The organism is Methylobacterium sp. 174MFSha1.1 (assembly GCF_900116815.1).
Lineage (GTDB): Bacteria > Pseudomonadota > Alphaproteobacteria > Rhizobiales > Beijerinckiaceae > Methylobacterium.
This window is the reverse complement of record NZ_FPCB01000054.1, coordinates 21630-38680: the sequence shown is the minus strand read 5'-3', so window position 1 is coordinate 38680 and position 17051 is coordinate 21630. Positions and strand designations below refer to the sequence as shown.

At 71.5% G+C, this 17051-nt stretch carries 16 protein-coding genes, 1 pseudogene and 1 riboswitch; of the genes and pseudogenes, 7 read left to right on the top strand and 10 right to left on the bottom strand.

Features of this window, described 5'->3' with window-relative positions:
* Window positions 1–234, top strand: a pseudogene (locus tag BM430_RS34940) (hypothetical protein); the annotation flags it as partial.
* A gap of 126 nt (window positions 235–360) precedes the next feature.
* Here the strand turns inward: BM430_RS34940 and BM430_RS30920 are convergent.
* Together BM430_RS30920 and BM430_RS30915 are read right to left on the bottom strand one after the other, a co-directional pair.
* The gene (locus tag BM430_RS30920) at window positions 361–1122 is read right to left on the bottom strand and encodes a 5-oxoprolinase subunit PxpA (RefSeq protein ID WP_093571046.1); all 762 of its coding nucleotides are present in this window, start codon (window positions 1120–1122) and stop codon (window positions 361–363) included.
* Between the two features lie 123 nt (window positions 1123–1245).
* Window positions 1246–1455 (bottom strand): hypothetical protein, encoded by a 210-nt coding sequence (locus BM430_RS30915; protein WP_244539744.1) that lies wholly within the window; start codon window positions 1453–1455, stop codon window positions 1246–1248.
* A gap of 326 nt (window positions 1456–1781) precedes the next feature.
* Here BM430_RS30915 and BM430_RS30910 point away from each other — a divergent pair, with 326 nt between their 5' ends.
* Window positions 1782–2339 (top strand): hypothetical protein, encoded by a 558-nt coding sequence (locus BM430_RS30910; protein ID WP_143132175.1) that lies wholly within the window; start codon window positions 1782–1784, stop codon window positions 2337–2339.
* A 6-nt stretch (window positions 2340–2345) separates the two neighbouring features.
* Here the strand turns inward: BM430_RS30910 and BM430_RS30905 are convergent, their stop codons facing one another.
* From BM430_RS30905 to BM430_RS30880, 6 genes are all read right to left on the bottom strand, one after another.
* Complete coding sequence (locus tag BM430_RS30905) at window positions 2346–3110, bottom strand: sulfite exporter TauE/SafE family protein (protein ID WP_177303224.1); 765 nt, start codon at window positions 3108–3110, stop codon at window positions 2346–2348.
* Between the two features lie 18 nt (window positions 3111–3128).
* Complete coding sequence (locus tag BM430_RS30900) at window positions 3129–3335, bottom strand: hypothetical protein (RefSeq protein ID WP_093571044.1); 207 nt, start codon at window positions 3333–3335, stop codon at window positions 3129–3131.
* A gap of 102 nt (window positions 3336–3437) precedes the next feature.
* Entirely contained in the window at window positions 3438–3866 is a 429-nt protein-coding gene (locus BM430_RS30895; protein WP_093571043.1) for an ACT domain-containing protein, read from the bottom strand.
* The gene (locus BM430_RS30890; RefSeq protein WP_093571042.1) at window positions 3863–4309 is read right to left on the bottom strand and encodes an acyl-CoA thioesterase; all 447 of its coding nucleotides are present in this window, start codon (window positions 4307–4309) and stop codon (window positions 3863–3865) included. The genes BM430_RS30895 and BM430_RS30890 overlap by 4 nt, the downstream gene beginning before the upstream one ends.
* Window positions 4310–4399: 90 nt before the next feature.
* Window positions 4400–5227 (bottom strand): aldo/keto reductase, encoded by an 828-nt coding sequence (locus tag BM430_RS30885; protein WP_093571041.1) that lies wholly within the window; start codon window positions 5225–5227, stop codon window positions 4400–4402.
* A gap of 87 nt (window positions 5228–5314) precedes the next feature.
* Window positions 5315–6529 (bottom strand): ABC transporter substrate-binding protein, encoded by a 1215-nt coding sequence (locus tag BM430_RS30880; RefSeq protein WP_093571040.1) that lies wholly within the window; start codon window positions 6527–6529, stop codon window positions 5315–5317.
* A 95-nt stretch (window positions 6530–6624) separates the two neighbouring features.
* Between BM430_RS30880 and BM430_RS35735 the strand changes: the two genes are divergently transcribed.
* The 5 genes from BM430_RS35735 (at window position 6625) to BM430_RS30855 (ending at window position 14537) form a co-directional block, all read left to right on the top strand.
* Entirely contained in the window at window positions 6625–7011 is a 387-nt protein-coding gene (locus tag BM430_RS35735; protein WP_348273102.1) for a hypothetical protein, read from the top strand.
* A 41-nt stretch (window positions 7012–7052) separates the two neighbouring features.
* Window positions 7053–7499: a type II toxin-antitoxin system HicB family antitoxin gene (locus BM430_RS30870; protein WP_143132174.1), complete on the top strand. Its 447-nt coding sequence runs from the start codon at window positions 7053–7055 to the stop codon at window positions 7497–7499.
* 84 nt (window positions 7500–7583) lie between these two features.
* A riboswitch (cobalamin riboswitch) is annotated at window positions 7584–7787 on the top strand.
* A 255-nt stretch (window positions 7788–8042) separates the two neighbouring features.
* Window positions 8043–10181 carry a TonB-dependent receptor gene (locus BM430_RS30865; protein WP_093571038.1) on the top strand — a complete coding sequence of 713 codons (2139 nt, stop codon included), beginning with the start codon at window positions 8043–8045 and terminating at the stop codon, window positions 10179–10181.
* Window positions 10181–11599 (top strand): peptidase, encoded by a 1419-nt coding sequence (locus tag BM430_RS30860; protein WP_093571037.1) that lies wholly within the window; start codon window positions 10181–10183, stop codon window positions 11597–11599. Before BM430_RS30865 ends, BM430_RS30860 begins: the two co-directional genes overlap by 1 nt.
* 649 nt (window positions 11600–12248) lie before the next feature.
* On the top strand, window positions 12249–14537 hold the full coding sequence (locus BM430_RS30855) for a putative bifunctional diguanylate cyclase/phosphodiesterase (protein WP_093571036.1): 2289 nt from the start codon (window positions 12249–12251) through the stop codon (window positions 14535–14537).
* A 318-nt stretch (window positions 14538–14855) separates the two neighbouring features.
* On the opposite strand, the gene BM430_RS30850 is transcribed toward BM430_RS30855, so the two are convergent.
* Together BM430_RS30850 and BM430_RS30845 are read right to left on the bottom strand one after the other, a co-directional pair.
* Window positions 14856–15863 carry a DMT family transporter gene (locus tag BM430_RS30850; protein WP_093571035.1) on the bottom strand — a complete coding sequence of 336 codons (1008 nt, stop codon included), beginning with the start codon at window positions 15861–15863 and terminating at the stop codon, window positions 14856–14858.
* A gap of 119 nt (window positions 15864–15982) precedes the next feature.
* A complete protein-coding gene (locus tag BM430_RS30845) occupies window positions 15983–16627 on the bottom strand; it encodes a hypothetical protein (protein ID WP_093571034.1) in 645 nt (214 codons plus the stop codon).
* Between the last annotated feature and the right edge of the window lie 424 nt (window positions 16628–17051).

Sequence of the window (17051 nt, the reverse complement as noted above, 5' to 3'; positions counted from 1 at the left end):
AGTGTGGAGGCGGTGCGCCTGCAACTGGTGGCGGCGATGATCACCTTCGCGCTGCTGCGCCTCGCCCTGCGCCGCCACTGCCCACGGGTGCCGATCCTGCGTCTGGTCGATCTCCTGCGGCAGGGCTTGTTCGAGCCGCAGACATGGGCCGAGGTCCGGACCTTGCTCGATCCAAGACCCAAGGCGAGACACTCCTCGCCCAAGCGGAGAAGGCAATATGCCTGCGCCGCATAACTTCCCCGGACAGCCCTGCCGCGGGCGGGGAGAGGAGAAGCCCCGCGCCTCACTATCCTAGGCACAGTCCGAGACCGCCCCGCCGGCGCATGCGCCCCAGCCCCGTCCTCCACCCCGCCGACCGGCTCACGCCCGGAACGGGGCGAGCCTTACGCCGGCGCCTTCGAGGCGGGCGCGCACGGCGCGGGCGAGCGCGACCGCGTGGGCGGAATCGCCGTGGACGCAGACCGAGCGGACCGGCGTCGGCAGGCGCTTGCCGCTCGCCGCGATGATCGCCCCCTCCTGCACCATGGCGAGAACGCGCTCGGCGGCCTCGTTCTCGTCGGTGATCATCGCGCCGGGCTGGTTGCGGGGGATCAGGAAGCCGGCCTCGGTGTAGCCGCGATCGGCGAAGATCTCCTGGTGCACGTCGAGGCCCTGCGCCTCGCCCGCCGCGACCTGGGCGGTGAGCGCGATGGCGAGCAGCGACAGCGACGGATCGACGGCCTTGACCCCGCGCGCGATGGCGTCGGCCATCTCCCGCTCCACCGCCGCGAGGTTGGCGAGCGCCCCGTGCGCCTTGACGTAGGTGAGGCGGTGGCCGGCATAGGCCGCGAGGCCCGCGGCGGCGCCGACCTGGTAGGCGACGAGCCGCTCGACCTCGCCGGGGGTGAAGGGCAGGACCCGGCGGCCGAAGCCCCACCGGTCCGGGTAGCCCGGATGGGCGCCGACCGCGACGCCGCGGTCCCGCGCGATGGCGAAGGTACGGGCCATGATCTCGGGATCGCCCGCATGCAGGCCGCAGGCGACGTTGGCCGAGGTCACGACCTCCAGCATCGCCGCGTCGTCGCCGCAGCGGTAATCGCCGAAACCCTCGCCGAGGTCCGAATTGAGGTCGATGGACAGCATGGCGGGCACTCCGGGCAGTGAACGGATGCCTGTTCCTGGCACTGCCCCGGCGCCCCCGCAACCCGCGGGCCGCGCCGCCCCGGGTTGTTTCCGAGGCCGTCCTGCCGCGCCGTCCCGCGGGTCTCAGAGCGCCAGGGCGCTCACCGACAGGTCGAGCGCGCTCCGGGCGAGCCAGAGCACGCCCCAGCCGATCAGGCCGAACCAGGCGAGCACCAGCGGGACGCCGACCGCCAGGGTGACCATCATCGCGGCCCGTCGCAATCTGGCCTCGTATGATGCGGCGAAGGTTGCGGCCCGTTCCATCGCGAACGCCTTCGTGTCGAACTGGATCATCGTTCCCGGTTCCGGAGAGGTTGTACCGTCGCGGTGGCAAGGGGCGGGCCCGACGGACACGTGCGAGGGAGCGGCGCGGGAACGCGGAACGGTTAACGAAGTTCCAGCATCGCCGTGCGATGCGGTGGCGCAGGCCGTCCCGATGGGGATCGCGCCGGGATGAGACAGCGCAGTGGATTCTTAAACCGGACGCGTGGACGCCCGTCCCGCGCGCGACTACCTTCCTTAACACGGTCAGGTTGCGACGACCGTCGCGCGGCCCAGCGTCTGGGCCGCGACGACCGAGGAGCCGGGCAGGCCGCGCCTGCCGATCCGGAGGTGCGATCATGCGTGACGGAATGCGCCGCTCGGTCGGCCTCGCCCTGTTGCTCGGCATCCTGTGCGCGCCGCCGGCGCGGGCGCAGGACTCCGCCGCCCCGCGCCCGTGGAGCGATCCACCCTCGCGGCCGGCCGAGGCCCCGGCCGTGACGGAGGCGAAGACGCCCGTCTCCCCGGCCGTCGAACCCGCTGCCGCGACACCCGCGCGACCGGCCCCGAAGCCGGCGCGGATGGCCGCGCGGCCGCGCAAGGCCGAGCGCCCGGTCATCGCACGGCGCGCGCACGAGCGGCGCGAGCGCGTCGCGGCGCGCCCCGTTCGGCGCCCGGTCGTCGAGCCGCCGCGCCGGGCCGCCGTCCGGCCGGAGCCGCGGCCGGTGCGGGTCGCCCGCCCGCTGCCGCCGGAGATGGCGGGCTACCGCGACGTCGACCTCCTGGTCGATGCCCGCGCCGACCGGATCCGCCGCGCCCAGGACGGCGGCTTCCTGGTCATGCGCCGCACCACCATCGAGGATCCGATGGGCCGGCGGATGCAGATCCTGCGTCCCATCGACGACGAGGACGAGTAGCGTCCGTCACAGCCACGGCCGCAGGGCCAGGTGGGTGCCGAGCAGCAGCAGGCCGATCAGGAAGGCGCGCCGGAAGGTCGGCGCCGAGACCCGGCCGCGCAGCCACTGCCCGGCCGCCATGCCCAGCAGCGCCGGCGCCAGGGTGGCGAGGGAGGCGGCCCCGGCGGCGAGCGGCAGCGCGCCCTCCCGCGCGAGGCCGGCGGCCAGCGCCACGGTCGAGACCGTGAAGGACAGACCGAGGGCCTGGATCAGCCCGTCCCGGTCGAGCTGGAGCGCCTGGAGGTAGGGCACCGCGGGAAGCACGAAGACCCCGGTCGCCCCGGTGACGAGGCCGGTCACGAGCCCGACGACCGGCGACAGCCACGGCTCGGCGCGAGCCGGCACCCGGAAGGACAAGCCGGCGAGCCCGGTCGCCGCGTAGGCCACCAGCGCGACGCCGAGCGCGCTCGCCGGGCCCGGCCCCCGGCTGCCGGCGATCAGCCCGGCGCTCGCCACCGTGCCGAATGCGACCGCCGCCATCATCGGCCACAGCCGCCGCAGCAGAGGGCCGAAACGCGGCCCGGCGAGGAGCTGCCAGACATTGGTGACGAAGGACGGCACGATCAGGAGCGCCGCGGCCTGGGCCGGACTCATCACCGTGGCGAGCAGCCCGACCGCCACCGTCGGCAGGCCGAGCCCGATCACGCCCTTGACGAAGCCGGCGAGGAGGAAGGTGGCGAGGATCACCGCCCAGCCGAGCGGGCCGGCGCTGCCGGCGAGGAGGTCGGTCACGGAATGCGTCGTCGTGCGTCAGTCGCGGTCGGCCAGGTCGCGGAGCATCGTCTCCGGGCTCGGCAGCGGGCGGGCCGGCGCCTCGACCGGCGCGACGTGCGGCGAGACCGAGGCGTCGACCGGGTGGCCTTCGAGGAGGAGGCCGGCGGCCAGGATCGCCAGGGCGAGGGCGACGAGCCCGAGCGGGCCCGGCCCCCCGGGACTGAGCGGGATGCGCGGCGGCATGGTGCAGGTCCTCCTGTAGCGATGCCGGCAGCTTGAGCGGCGGCGCAGGGTGCAACAAGCCGTAAGGGGCGAAAGGTCCCTTCGCGGGAGGTGGAGGCCAGCCTATGGACGTTCCGCGACCGGGGATCCGGATGCGGCGTAACCGGCGAGCGTCCGCAGCACCCCCATCGCCTCCTCCGCCCGCGCCGCCGGCACGAACAGGTGGTCGTGGTGGAAGGCCGAGACGGCGTTGACGGCGATCCCCCGTTCGGCGAGGCGCGCCGTCACGGCGGCGAGGAAGCCGACGGCTGCGAGCGAGGAGTGCACCGTCAGCGTGATCCAGCGGCAGGGGAAGGCGCTCGTGAGACCGGCCCGCGCGGCCTCCGCCTCGGGGAGGATCAGGGTCGTGCCCTCCGCCTCGCGGAAGCTCATCACGGGGACGAGGCCCGCCGGCAGCGCGCCGTCGTCCAGGGTGGCGAAGACGTAGGTACCGGGCCGCAGCTCCGGCCGCATCCCGGCGAGGAGACGGGCGAGATCCGTCTCGCCGCTCACGGGGCGGCCACGGCTAGCGGCTCCAGCACCCGCCGCAACTCCTCCGGCAGCGGCACCGGGCGCTGCGTCGCCCGGTCGACGTAGACGTGGACGAAGTGGCCCTGCGCCGCCGCGTCCTCGTCGTCGTTGCGGAACAGCCCGACCTCGTAGCGCACGCTCGACGTGCCGCGATGCGCGACCCGGATCCCGGCGGTGACCCGGTCGGGAAACGCCATCGAGCGGAAGTAGCGGCACCCGGTCTCGACCACGAGGCCGATCACCGGGCTCTTCGCAATCTCGAGGGCGCCCTCCGCGATCAGCACGCTGTTCACCGCCGTGTCGAAGAACGCGTAATAGACCACGTTGTTGACGTGGCCGTAGACGTCGTTGTCGGCCCAGCGGGTGGTGATCGGGACGAAGCGCCGGTAGGCGGCGCGGGTCTCGGGGGGCGTGCGGCCGCTCAACGGACAAGCCTCGCGAACAGGAAAGACGCTTGAAACCTAGGCCCGTCCGGCTCCGGCGATCAAGCGGGGCTCACGCCCCGCGAGCCGCGCTCACGCCCCGAACGTCTCCGGATCCGGCCCCATCCGCCCGGCCGGATCGTCGAGGGCGTTGATGCGGGCGAGATCCTCGGCGTCGAGGGTGAAGCCGTCGAGCTCCCGGTTCTCGCGGATGCGGGCGGGCGTGGCGGATTTCGGGATCGCGACGGTGCCGCCGTCCAGGTGCCAGCGCAGGACGACCTGGGCCGGGCTGCGGCCGTGCTTCTCGGCGATGGCCCGGATCGCCGGGTCGTCCAGCAGGCCGCCGCGGCCGAGCGGCGCCCAGGCCTCGGTGACGATGCCGGCCTCCTGGTGGAAGGCCCGCAGGGCCTGCTGCTGGAAGCGCGGATGCAGCTCGACCTGGTTGACCGAGGGGGTCGAGCCGGTGGCATCGATCACGCGCTTCAGGTGCTCGACCGTGAAGTTGCAGACGCCGATCGAGCGGGCGCGGCCGTCCTCGCGCAGGCGCATCAGGGCGCGCCAGGTGTCGACGTATTGGCCGCGCTGCGGCACCGGCCAGTGGACGAGGTAGAGGTCGACGTAGTCGAGGGTGAGGCGGCTCAGGGATTCCTCGCAGGCCCGCAGGGTCTCGTCGTAGCCGTGGCGGTCGTTCCAGACCTTGGTGGCGACGAAGAGCTCCTCCCGCTTCAGGCCGGAGGCGGCGACGGCACGGCCGATGCCGGCCTCGTTGCCGTACATCGCCGCGGTGTCGATCAGGCGGTACCCGGCCTCCAGCGCGGTGCCGACGACCGCCGGGGCCTCCTCGTCGGAGAGCCGCCACACCCCGAAGCCGAGCTGGGGGATGCGCTTCCCGTCGTTGAGGGTCAGGACGGCGTCGGACATGGGATCACTCTCGGCGGGGTCTGACAGGGGTGAGCCCCTGATCTGGGTCGGGCCCCGCCGATGTCGAGCCGGATGGGCTCCCGCACGTTACTTCACCAGCGGGCAGCCGCCGTCGGCCATCGGCCGGAATGCCTGGTCGCCCGGCACGGTGTCGAGGAGCTTGTAGTAGTCGTACGGGCCCTTGCTGTCGGCCGGAGCCTTCACCTCGTACAGGAACAGGTCGTGGACCGCGCGGCCGTCCTGGCGCACCGTGACGGTGCCGAAGAGCGGATCGTTGATCGGCTTCTCGCGCAGGGCCGCCACGACCTTCTCGCCCTCGATGGTGCCGGTGTCGCGCACCGCCCGCAGGTAGGCGAGCGTCGAGGAATAGACGCCGGCATGGTTCTCGGTCGGCATGCGGCCGTTCATCCGCTCGCCGAAGCGCTTGGCGAAGGCGCGGGTGCCGTCGGTGCGGTCCCAGTAGAAGGCGCTGGCGAGCTGCAGCCCCTGCGCCGCCTTGAGGCCGAGGGCGTGGGTGTCGGAGAGCTGCACGAACAGCGCGGCAAGCCGCATCTCGGGCATCACGCCGAACTCCGCCGCCTGCTTGACGGCGTTGATCATGTCGGCCCCCGTATCGGCGAGCGCCAGCACCTGCGCGCCCGACCCCTGCGCCGAGAGCAGCGGCGAGGCGAAGTCGCCGGCATTGAGCGGGTGCTTGCTCGACCCCTTCACGGTGCCGCCCGCGGCCTTCAGCGCCACGGTGGCGTCGCGCTCCAACGCGTGGCCGAGCGCGTAATCGACGGTGACGAAGTACCAGGACTTGAGGCCGCGCCCGGCGATGGCCCGGGCGGTGGCCGAGCCCTGCGCCCAGGTATCCGAGACCCACTGCACGGTGGTCGGCGCGCAGGCCTTGCCGGTGAGGTCGGAGGTGAGCGCGCTAGATGCCAGAGCCACCCGGTGGCGCTCGCGCATCAGGTTGGACACCGCCAGCGCGACCGCCGAGTTCGGCAGGTCGACGATGGTCGAGACGCCCTCCTGGTCGAGCCAGCGCCGGGCGGTGGCGAGCCCGATATCGGGCTTGTTCTGGTGGTCGGCCGAGACGACCTCGACCTTCAGCTCGCCGGCCTCCTTGGCGAAATCCTCGACGGCGAGCTGCGCGGCCGTGACCGAGCCGGTGCCCGCCTGGTCGGCGAAGGGCCCGCTCATGTCGCTGAGCACGCCGATCCTGATCGGCGCCTTGGCGTCCTGCGCGAGGGCGGGGGCATTCAGGGCCAGCGACAGGGCGAGGCCGGCGGCACCGGCGGCCGTTGAGCGGAACGACATCGGGGGACCTCCCAGGGAGCTTTTTGTCAGATTTTATGCACGGCCCGGGCGGGCCGGTTCGGGGTCCTGTATGTCAGGGGTGCGGGACGGCGTCGATGCGGGATCGCGCGGCGTGGTTGAGAAAGCGGGGGTTCCTCCACCCAGCTCGGCAGGCGCGGGCCGAACGAATTCCGCTCGCACCGGCGACGTCCCTGCCCTCCATCGATCATTCTCGTCTGCCCTTGCCGTTCGAACGTTTTCGCGCGAAGCTGGTCGCATTGATGCGGAGGCGCTGGGTGAAGCGGGACGCCTTGATCCGATTGCTGCGTCGCTACGCCAAGAAGGAAGGCCTGGATTTCGCCCTCGACACGGATGCCGGCAAGGGAAGCCACTACAGATTGCGGCTGGGCGGGCGGGTCACGACAATCCAGAGCGGTGAGCTTACCCCGCACCGCGTCAAGCGCATTCTGGATCAACTCGACGTGGATCCGGCCGCGCTGTAGGCGGCCCTCGTCGTTCGCATTCGCCGATACGTGAAACAACGGTGACGATGATGCCCACGGGATGGACCTACCCCGTCGAACTGCGCCGGGAAGGCGACGAAGTCGAGGCGTATTGCTCCTCGATGCCGGAGGCGATCGCCGGTGGCCCGACCGAAGCCGACGCCCTTCGCGAGATGCAGCAGGCGCTCGTCTGCGCCGTGCGCGGTCGCATCAAGGATGGGATGGACCTGGTGCCCCCCGATGGGCCGCGCCCGTCCGAAAGGCATGCCGTCTCCCTGCCGGCCCATCTGGCCGCGAAGGCGTCGGTCTATGTCGCGTGGCGCAGGAGCGGCCTGAGCAAGGTTGCGCTGGCCGAGCGACTCGGCCGGAACGAGGTCGAGGTGCGGCGCATCCTCGATCCGGATTACGGGACGAAGATCGCGCAGCTCGAGGAAGCGACGGCGGCTCTCGGCGGGCGTCTCGTCGTCTCGTTCGAACTGGCGCGGTGACGGGTTTCCGGGGACGGTAGCGAAAAGGCGCATCCGGCATCGTGGACGCGTGCCTTACCACCATTGCTCCTTCGTATCCGAACGGCTAAGCTTACCGTCGACGGTTCCCTCCGGGGATCAAAAGGGAACGCGGTGAGGGCTTGCCCGAAGCCGCGGCTGCCCCCGCAACTGTGAGCGGCGAGCCTTCCATCACTCATGTCACTGGGGACCCCCAAAAAGGTCCCTGGGAAGACGATGGCAGGCGCTGACCCGTGAGCCAGGAGACCTGCCGTCAGCCGTGGTCACACGCGAGCACGTCGGGCGGGGTGTCCTGATGGGTGTCGAGGCGAGGGCGCCATGCCCCCGTCCCGCTGTCGTTCGCGGTGACGTGCCACAGCCCTGCGCCGTCCCGCCATGCCCGGTCCCGCCCTCCCCCAGCCCGCCGACAGGTTGCGTGCGACGCCGCCTGGGCGTCGTCCGGATCGGAAGATATGTAACTTTATAACGTTACATATGCGGCGAGACCAGCTACGGACGGAGCGGAAGCCCGCCCCGGACACCATCATGCACGCGCATCGCGCCCGCCGCTCGACGACCTTCGCCGCCACCCTCGCCGCCCCGCTGCTGGCCGCCGCCCCCGGCGCCGCGGAGGATCTCGCCCTCGACCGCATCGAGGTCGCGGGCGCCCGCTCCCGGGAGGAGGCCGCCCCCGGCCTCAACCTCGCGACGCCGTCGCGCTCAGGCTCCCGCCTCGGCCTCACCCCGCTCGAGACCCCGGCGAGCCTCGACATCATCAGCGGCGAGACCGTCCGGGCCCGGGGCCAGAATACGCTCGAGGAGGCGGTGACCCAGAACGCCGTCGGCATCACCAGCGTCGCCTCGCCCGGCAACGGCAACCACTCCTTCGCCGCCCGGGGCTTCGTCGGGCCGAGCTCGGTGCAGCAGCTCTACGACGGCACGCGGCTCTATGTCGGGGTCGGCACCGTCACCTTCCCGTTCGACACCTGGTCGGCGGAGCGGATCGAGGTTTTGCGCGGCCCGGCCTCGGTGCTCTACGGCGAGGGCGCGATCGGCGGCATCATCAACGTGGTGCCGAAGAAGCCGACCTTCGTCCCCGTCGGCGAGGCGCGGGCGGCGATCGGCTCCGACGGCGTCGCGCGCCTCGCTCTCGATACCGGCGGTCCGGTCGGCGAGGACCTGGCCTACCGGCTCAACCTCAGCGGCAACCGGGCCGACGGCTGGGTCAAGCCCGACGGCGACTTCCGCAATCTCGCCCTCTCGGCGGCGGTGACCTGGCGGGCGGCCCCCGACCTGAGCGTCACCCTCTCGCACGACCTCGGCTACAACGAGCCGACGCGCTACTGGGGCTCGCCCCTCGTCGGCACGCGGGTGCCCGATCGCCTGCGCTTCACCAACTACAACATCCAGGATTCGCAGATCGCCTGGTTCGACAACTGGACGCAGTTGCGCACCGAGTGGAATCCCAGCCCCGACATCACGGTGCGCAATACCGCCTATCGTCTCTCCACCGAGCGGCACTGGCGCGACGTCGAGCAATACACCTACCAGCCGGCGACCGGCCTGATCGGCCGCAGCGACTACATCGAGATCCGCCACCACGAGGAGCAGATCGGCAACCGCCTCGACGCGACCTTCCGCGGCAGCCTGTTCGGCTTTAAGAGTGCGACGGTGATCGGCTTCGACGTCAACCACATCGATTTCCGGCGCGACAGCAATTCGCCGTTCGGAGGCGAGAGCGTCGTCGATCCGTTCAATTTCGCGCAAGGGCGCTTCATCAACCTCGCCGGCACCCGCACCGACATCGTCTCGCGCACCCGCCAGGCCTCGGTCTTCGCCGAGAACCGGCTGGAGCTGACGCCGCACTTCGCCCTGGTGACGGGCCTGCGCTACGACGCGCCGACGGTCGCGGTGAGCCGGCCGCTGGCAGGGACCGCCTTCGAGAAGACCTTCGACTCGGTGAGCACCCGCGTCGCGGCGATCTACACCCCGACGCCCGACCTCGCCCTCTACGCGCAATACGCCACCGCCGCCGATCCGCTCGGCAGCCTGATCACCACCAGCGTGCCGCAGGCGCAGTTCCAGCTCGCCACCGGGGAACAGGTCGAGGCCGGCGCCAAGGGCCTGTTCGACGGGGGGCGCGGCGAGTGGACCTTCGCGGCCTACCACATCCGCAAGGACAACCTGCTGAGCCCGATTCCCGGCCGGCCGACGGAGGTCGCGGCGGTCGGAAGCCAATCCTCCCGCGGGATCGAGGTCGCCTTCGCCTACCAGCTGTCGGAGCAGTGGCGCATCGAGGCCAACACCGCCCTGCTGCGGGCCCGCTACGACACCTTCTCGCAGAATACCGACGCCGGCCTGGTGTCGTTCGCCGGCAAGGTGCCGGTCGACGTGCCGCAACGGGTCACCAATGTCTGGCTCTCCTACGCCTTCGCGCCGGGCTGGGTGGCACGCCTCGGGGTCAACGATGTCGGGCCGGTGTTCAGCGACTTCGGCAACACGGTCAGGCGGCCGGCCTACACGCTCGTGAACGCCAGCCTGGACTGGCAGGTGACGCCGACCTCGCGCCTGTCGCTGCGCGGCTACAACCTGACCGACCAGCTCTACGCGATCTCGGGCAACAGCAATTCCTGGCTGCTCGGCCGGCCGCGCTCGGTCGAGCTCGCCTACCACGTCACCTTCTGATGCGGGGTTTGCGCAAGCGCCTGAAGCGGTGGCTGCATCTCGGCCACCGCTGGCTCGGCATCGCGACCGGGCTCTTCGTCGTCACCTGGTTCTCCTCCGGGCTGGTGATGCTGGCCGTCGGGTTCCCCGTCCTCACGCAGGCCGAGCGGATCGCGGCATCCGGCCCGCTCCGCCTCGACGCCGTGCGGCTGACGCCGCAGGAAGCGCTGGCTCAATTGGGCGCGCCCGCCTTCCCCGATACCCTCACCCTGGCGATGCGGGGGCCCGAGCCCGCCTACTGGATCACCCAGCGAGACGGCCGGCGCCGGGTGCTCTCGGCCGCGACCGGCGCACCGTTCCCGCTCCTGACGGCGGAGAGCGCCGCGGCCCTCGCCGCGGCCCATCCCCTCGCCCGTCGCGTCGCCGATCTCGGCCCCGTCACCCGCGACCAGTGGACCGTGACGGCGCGCTACGATCCCCTGCGGCCGTTCCGGCGCGTGGCGCTCGGCGACGCGGCCGGGACCGAGCTCTACCTGTCGGTCGCCACGGGTGAGCTCGCCCTCGACACCACCCGGACCGAGCGGGTGTGGAACTGGGCCGGCGCGATCATCCACTGGGTCTACCTCACGCCGCTGCGCGCCCGGGCAGGCCTGTGGCAGGACGTGGTGCTGTGGCTCTCCGGGATCACGCTCGCTGGGGCCTTGAGCGGCTACGCCCTCGGCTTCGTCCGGCTGATGCGCGGCCGGCTCACCCCCTACCGGGGCTGGGCGGCCTGGCACCATCTCGCGGGGGTGGCGGGCGGCCTCGTCGTCGTCACCTTCCTCGTCAGCGGCTGGCTGTCGATGAACCCGCGCGGCTGGTTCGGACCGCGGACGCCCGACGCCGCCATGCGGGCGGCCTATGCGGGACAGGCGGCGCCGGTCTTCCCCCTCGGCCTCGACGACCTCGTCCGGGCGCCCGCCGGCAGCGTCGCGCTCGATGCCGCGTGGATCGGCGGCCGGCCCGTCGTCGTCGCCACCGGTCCCAATGGTGCGGCCCCGTGCTGCGGCACGGCGCTGGCGCCCGCGACGATCGTGGCGGCGGCCGGCGCGATGCTGCCGGGGGCGAGGCCCGGCGCGGTGACCCGCCTCACGGCGCCGGACGCCTACTGGTACGACCGCCACGGCGCCCCGCCCCTGCCGGTCTTGCGCCTCGCCTTCGACGACCCGGCGGCGACCTGGTTCCACATCGATCCGGCGACCGGGGCGATCCTCGGGCGGACCGACCGCAGCGGGCGGGCCAATCGCTGGCTGTTCGATGCCCTGCACACCCTCGATGCCGGGCCCCTGTCGCAGCACCCGGCGGCGCGGCTGACGGTCATCGTCGCGTTCAGCGCCCTCGGGCTGGTGATCGCGGCCTCGGGCACAGTCCTCGGCTGGCGCCGCCTGCGCCGCGCCTGAGCCCGACAGCTCGTCCCGCCCGGCCGCATCGGAGCCGAGCGCAAAACCCGTCGAACCCCATCGATTCCGACGGCATCGGGATCGGGCATCGGCCGGATCAGCCCGGCCGGAGACCGGAATACGGACCGTGCTCCATTGCCGGCTCCGCCACAGACGTTTCGAATACGCTGCCTCAACTCGCCATGGCGGCCGGGAAGACGCTGGCAGGACGTCGGCGGCCGAGGCAGCGGCGGGCACGGCGATTGGAGCGGGCCCATTGATCGAAACGCGCCCGATCGACTACGTCGTCGACTCGACTCCCAGTTGTCACACGCTTCGAACGCGCGGACTCGACCCGCGACGCCGATGACGCAACTGAAGTTTTCGCTACCTTCGGTTGCATTACCCTGCATCGACTTGCATCGGCGGTGAGCGTCCGCTGGTTTGTCGTGCGGTGATCCGCCGGCAGGCGCTCACAGCACGATCTCGACCAGGCTATACAAGCAACAAAACGTCGAAAATTCCAAGAAAATCGCCAGTCGAGGCCCCAAATTCCCAAGCTATTACACTGTGTCAGCAGGCGAAATCGTCGGAATGGTACGGTCGGATTCAGATACCGATAACTTTCGCATTGCATAATGCGGCGACCGAAGCCGCTGGACGAGCCGGGATGACCCTGCACCTCAAGCAATTTCCCCGATTCCTGGCGGAGCGCCGCGGGCCCGTGATCCTCGGCCTGGTCGTGGTGGCGCTGCTGTGGATCGGCGTCGCGGTCAAGCACCGGGGCGACGTCCGGGACGCGGTGCAGGAATCCGAGCGCACGACGCACAACTTCGCGATGGTGTTCGAGGAGAACGTGCTGCGCTCGATCGGCGAGATCGACAAGTCCCTGCTCTACATGCGCCGCAGCATCGAGAACCGCGCCGGCCGGGAGGATTACGGCACGATCGTCAACACGACCGACCTCCTGAGCGAGATCATCGTGCAGGTGGCGATCATCGGGCCGGACGGGGTGATGCGGGCGACCAATGCCGGGCCGCAGCCGCCGCCGGCCACCGACCTCAGCGACCGCGACCACTTCCGGATTCACGTCGAGAGCGCCGACGACGTGCTCTACATCAGCCGCCCGGTGATCGGGCGGGCGAGCGGCCGGGTCTCGGTCCAGTTTAGCCGCCGCTTCCTCGGGCCGGACGGACGCTTCGGCGGCGTGGTCGTGGCCTCGCTCAACCCGAGCCACCTGACCCAGTTCTACGACAAGATCGACCTCGGCACCCCGGCCTCGATCTCGCTCATCGGCAGCGACGGGGTGGTGCGGTCGAGCGGCGGCGTCGGCGGCGGCTTCGGGGTCGGCGCCGACCTCACCCGCACGGAGACCTACCGGAAGATCCGCTCGGGCCGGTCCGGCACCTTCACCGTCGAGATGCCCGACGGGGTCGAGAACCGGCTCGTGACGATCCGCAAGGTGCGCGAGCAGCCCCTGTGGGTGAGCGTCAGCGTGCCGGAGGACGAGATCTTCAAGGACGCCCGCGCCACCCTGCGGACCGACGCGCTGATGGCGGCCGTGCTGACGCTCCTCGTCGGGATCGCGGTGGAGAAGCTCCTGCGCATCGAGGCCAAGCGCTCCGAGGCCGAGGCCCGGGTCGTGCGCCTCGCCTCCCTCGATCCCCTGACCGACCTGCCGAACCGCCGGGTGTTCCGCGCCTCCCTCGAGGCGCGGGCCGAGGCCGCGCGGGCGGCGCCCGGCGCCGCTTACGCGGTGATGTTCCTCGACCTCGACCGCTTCAAGCTCGTCAACGACACCCTCGGCCACAAGGTCGGCGACCACCTGCTGCAGGCGGTGGGCGACCGGCTCGCCGCCACCCTCGCCCCCGACCAGATGCTGGCGCGGCTCGGCGGCGACGAGTTCGCGCTGCTCGTGCCCCGCGCCGGCGACCGGGCGGCGCTCGAGGCGACGGCGCAGGCGATCGCCGCGGCGGTCCTGGCGCCGTTCGAGATCGGCAGCCACCAGATCCGCTGCAGCGTCAGCATCGGCATCGCGGTCGGGCCGCAGGACGGTGCCTCCGCCGACGACATCCTGATCGCCGCCGACCTCGCGCTCTACGCCGTCAAGGCGGGTAAGCGCGGCACGGTCCGGTTCTACGACCGGCAGATGAGCGAGGGGCTGGAGGAGCGCCGCCAGCTCGAGAGCGACCTGCGCCGGGCGATCGAGCGCGGCGAACTGGAGCTGCACTACCAGCCCTCGGTCGTGCTCAAGACCGGCGAGATCGCCGGGTTCGAGGCGCTGGCGCGCTGGCGCCACCCGGTGCGGGGCAACGTGCCGCCCGCCCTGTTCATCTCGATCGCCGAGGAATGCGGCCTAATCCACGCCATCGGCGAGTGGTCCCTCACCGAGGCCTGCCGCCAGGCCGCGACCTGGCCCGAGCGGCTGAAGATCGCCGTGAACCTGTCGCCGGTGCAGTTCACCGGCCCCGACCTCGTCGGGACGGTGCGCGGGGTGCTGGAGCGGACCGGCCTGCCGGCCCACCGCCTCGAGCTCGAGATCACCGAGCAGATGCTGCTCGACAGCGGCGAGGGCACGCTCGCGATCCTGCGCGACCTCAAGGCGCTCGGCCTGCACGTGGCGATGGACGATTTCGGCACCGGCTACTCCTCGCTGAACTACCTGAGGAGCTTCCCGTTCGACCGCATCAAGGTCGACCGCAGCTTCGTCACCGGGCTCGGCACGGGTGCGCAGAACGCCGCGATCGTCCGCGCGGTCATCGACATCGCCCGGGTGCTCGGCATGCGCACCACCGCCGAGGGCATCGAGACGCCCGACCAGCAGCGCGTCCTGGCACTCCTCGGCTGCGACGAGGTCCAGGGCTACCTGTTCAGCCGCCCGGTGCCGGCCGGGGAGGCGCAGGCGCTGATCGCGCGCTGGAGCGCCGAGCACCAGAAGGCGAAGACGTTGGCGGCGTGATGGGTGGCTGGCGGAGGACTCGGGAGCCCGTTCGACTCGCTCGACGATCCTGAAACCCTCCGGGTCATTCCGGGGCCGCGCAAGCGGAGCCCGGAATCCGGAAACTCAGGTGTTGCCGATCACGGCTCCGAACGTTCCGCTCGATTCTCCAGCATCCGCGGTTCTGGATTCCGGGCTCCGCTTGCGCGGCCCCGGAATGACGCGGAGGGCGGTAGAACCCGGTCGGGCAAGTCCAACAGGGGCTCTCAGGATAGATCGGAGCTGCACATCCGCCCCGAGAAACCCGCGGCGTTGGCGTGGAAGGGACCTCCCACCCCCTCACGCCACAAAATCCCTCGACAAACCGAGCACCGCGGGCCGGTGCAGCCGGACCACCGCCGGGCGGGCGAGCCGCGGGGGGGCGCTGGCGCGCCGGCGCGTCCAGGTCTCGTGCCAGAGGAGGAGCGCACCGGCCGCCACCACGATCGCGCCGCCGACGACGAGGTGCGGGGTCGGGACCTCGCCGAAGGCGAGGTAGCCGAGGCCCATGCCCCAGACCAGCATCAGGTAGTAGAACGGCGACACCGCGGTCGCCGGGGCCGAGGCGAGCGCCCGGGTCCAGAGATACTGCGCGCCGACATTGGAGGCGCCGAGCAGCGCAAACAGGACGGCGTCGGGACCGCTCGGCCAGCGGAAGCCGAAGACCAGCAGCATCGCGTGCGCCGCCGCCATCACGGCCATCTGCCAGATCAGCAGCGTGCCGGCCCCCTCGGTCTTGGCCATGCCCCGCACCGCCACCGTGACGGTGCCGTACATCACGGCGTTGCCCAGCGCGAACAGCGCCCCGACCTGCAGCGAATCGGCGCCCGGATTGGTCACCACCAGCACGCCGAGGAAGCCGACGATCAGCACGCCCCAGCGCACCGGGTCCGACGCCTCCTTGTGCCAGAGGATCGCCACCACGGCGGCGAAGAGCGGGGCCGAGAAGCCGATCGCCGTGACGCCGGCGAGCGGCATCAGCCCGAGCGCCAGCACCGTCAGCGTCTGGGAGACCGCCTGCGACAGCCCGCGGGCGACGTGGGCCCCGGGCCGCCTGGTGCGGAACACCCCGAGCCCCGTCGCCGGCAGCAGGAAGGCGCAGACCAGCCCGAAGGCGAGGCCTGAGCGCAGGAACATCACCTCGCCGACCGGGTAATGGGCGACGAGGTGCTTGGACAAGGCGTTCGACAGCGTCAGCAGCACCGTCGCGCCGATCATCAGCGCGATGCCGAGGGGAACGTTGTCGGCGGGGCGGGCGGCCTGCGCCGGCGCCCGATCGGGGGCCGGGGCGCGCGGGGCGCTGTGCATGGGGGATCTCCGGCGCAAGACGACTCATCCGGCGAGGGCGGGCACCCGCCCGCCGGTGCGGCACGATTCGACGACGTGGGGCGGCGCGGGACGCTCGGGCGCCGCCCTCGCGGCGGGATTCAGGCGGCCGGCGGCGGGGCGGCGGGGACGGCCTCCGCCTGGGCGCTCATGAACCAGGGCTTCACGCCGACGCCGCGGCGCAGGGAGTACATGTAGAAGATCGGCATGGTGGCCGGGAACAGGTCGCGGAACTCGCTGCCGTTGAAGGTGACGAACACCGCCTCCGGGAAGGCCGCCGCCATGGCGGTCTTCTCGACCATGTTCATGCGGTAATAGTCGAGGGCGCCCTGCTCGGTGGAGCCCTCGCCACGGTACCACTTGGCCGCGCAGGCGATCAGGCTCGCCAGGATCTCGCCGGAGGGCTCCTCCTCGGGCGTGTCCGCCCCGATCTCGCGGGCGAAGGCGACGACGTCGCTGAGCCGGGCGCTGGCGAAGCCGCGGGCCTGCGCGGCGGCATCGATGGCGCCGAAATAGGCATCCGCCGCCGCGGCCGGGTGCCCGTTCAGGGCCGCGTGGGTGTCGGTGAAGATCAGCCGGAACACCGCTCCCGGCGCGTAGGCCTGGCGCACCCGCTCGGCCATCTGGCCGAGATAGTCGAGGCAGGCGAGATCGGGCGCGGCGATCTCGGCGCGCGGGCCCTTGCCCCAATACAGCACGAAGTCGAGCGGGCGCCCGGCCGCGACCGCGGCCGTGACCGCCGGCACCAGCCGCTCGGGATTGCCGGGCTGTTCGCGCTTGAAAGCCCAGGTGTTGAACGACTTTATTATCAACCCAGGATTGAATTGAGACGCCCGTTTCCCGCCGGGACGGATCGTCTTTCGCGTCGACGCCAAGTCGATCCGCGGCGCCTCGGACGTGATGAAATCCGCACCGCTGCGAGAAACCGATTGCATGTCTTTCGTCCCCGTATCTCTCCTCAACGTAAAGCCATAAGTCAACTTTTCTAGCTTCGACATGTCGGCGACCTGTTCATCGTCCCGAGATGCGCGATAAGTGGGTTAACGACTTGCCAAAGTCAATCAAATTGCTAATAAATTCTTAAAATCTCAACAGGGGTCCGGTTCGCCGGCTTGCTTCGCGCCGTGGCCCGGGACGAGGCGGCGCGGCCGGCCCCGGTCCGCCCGCGAC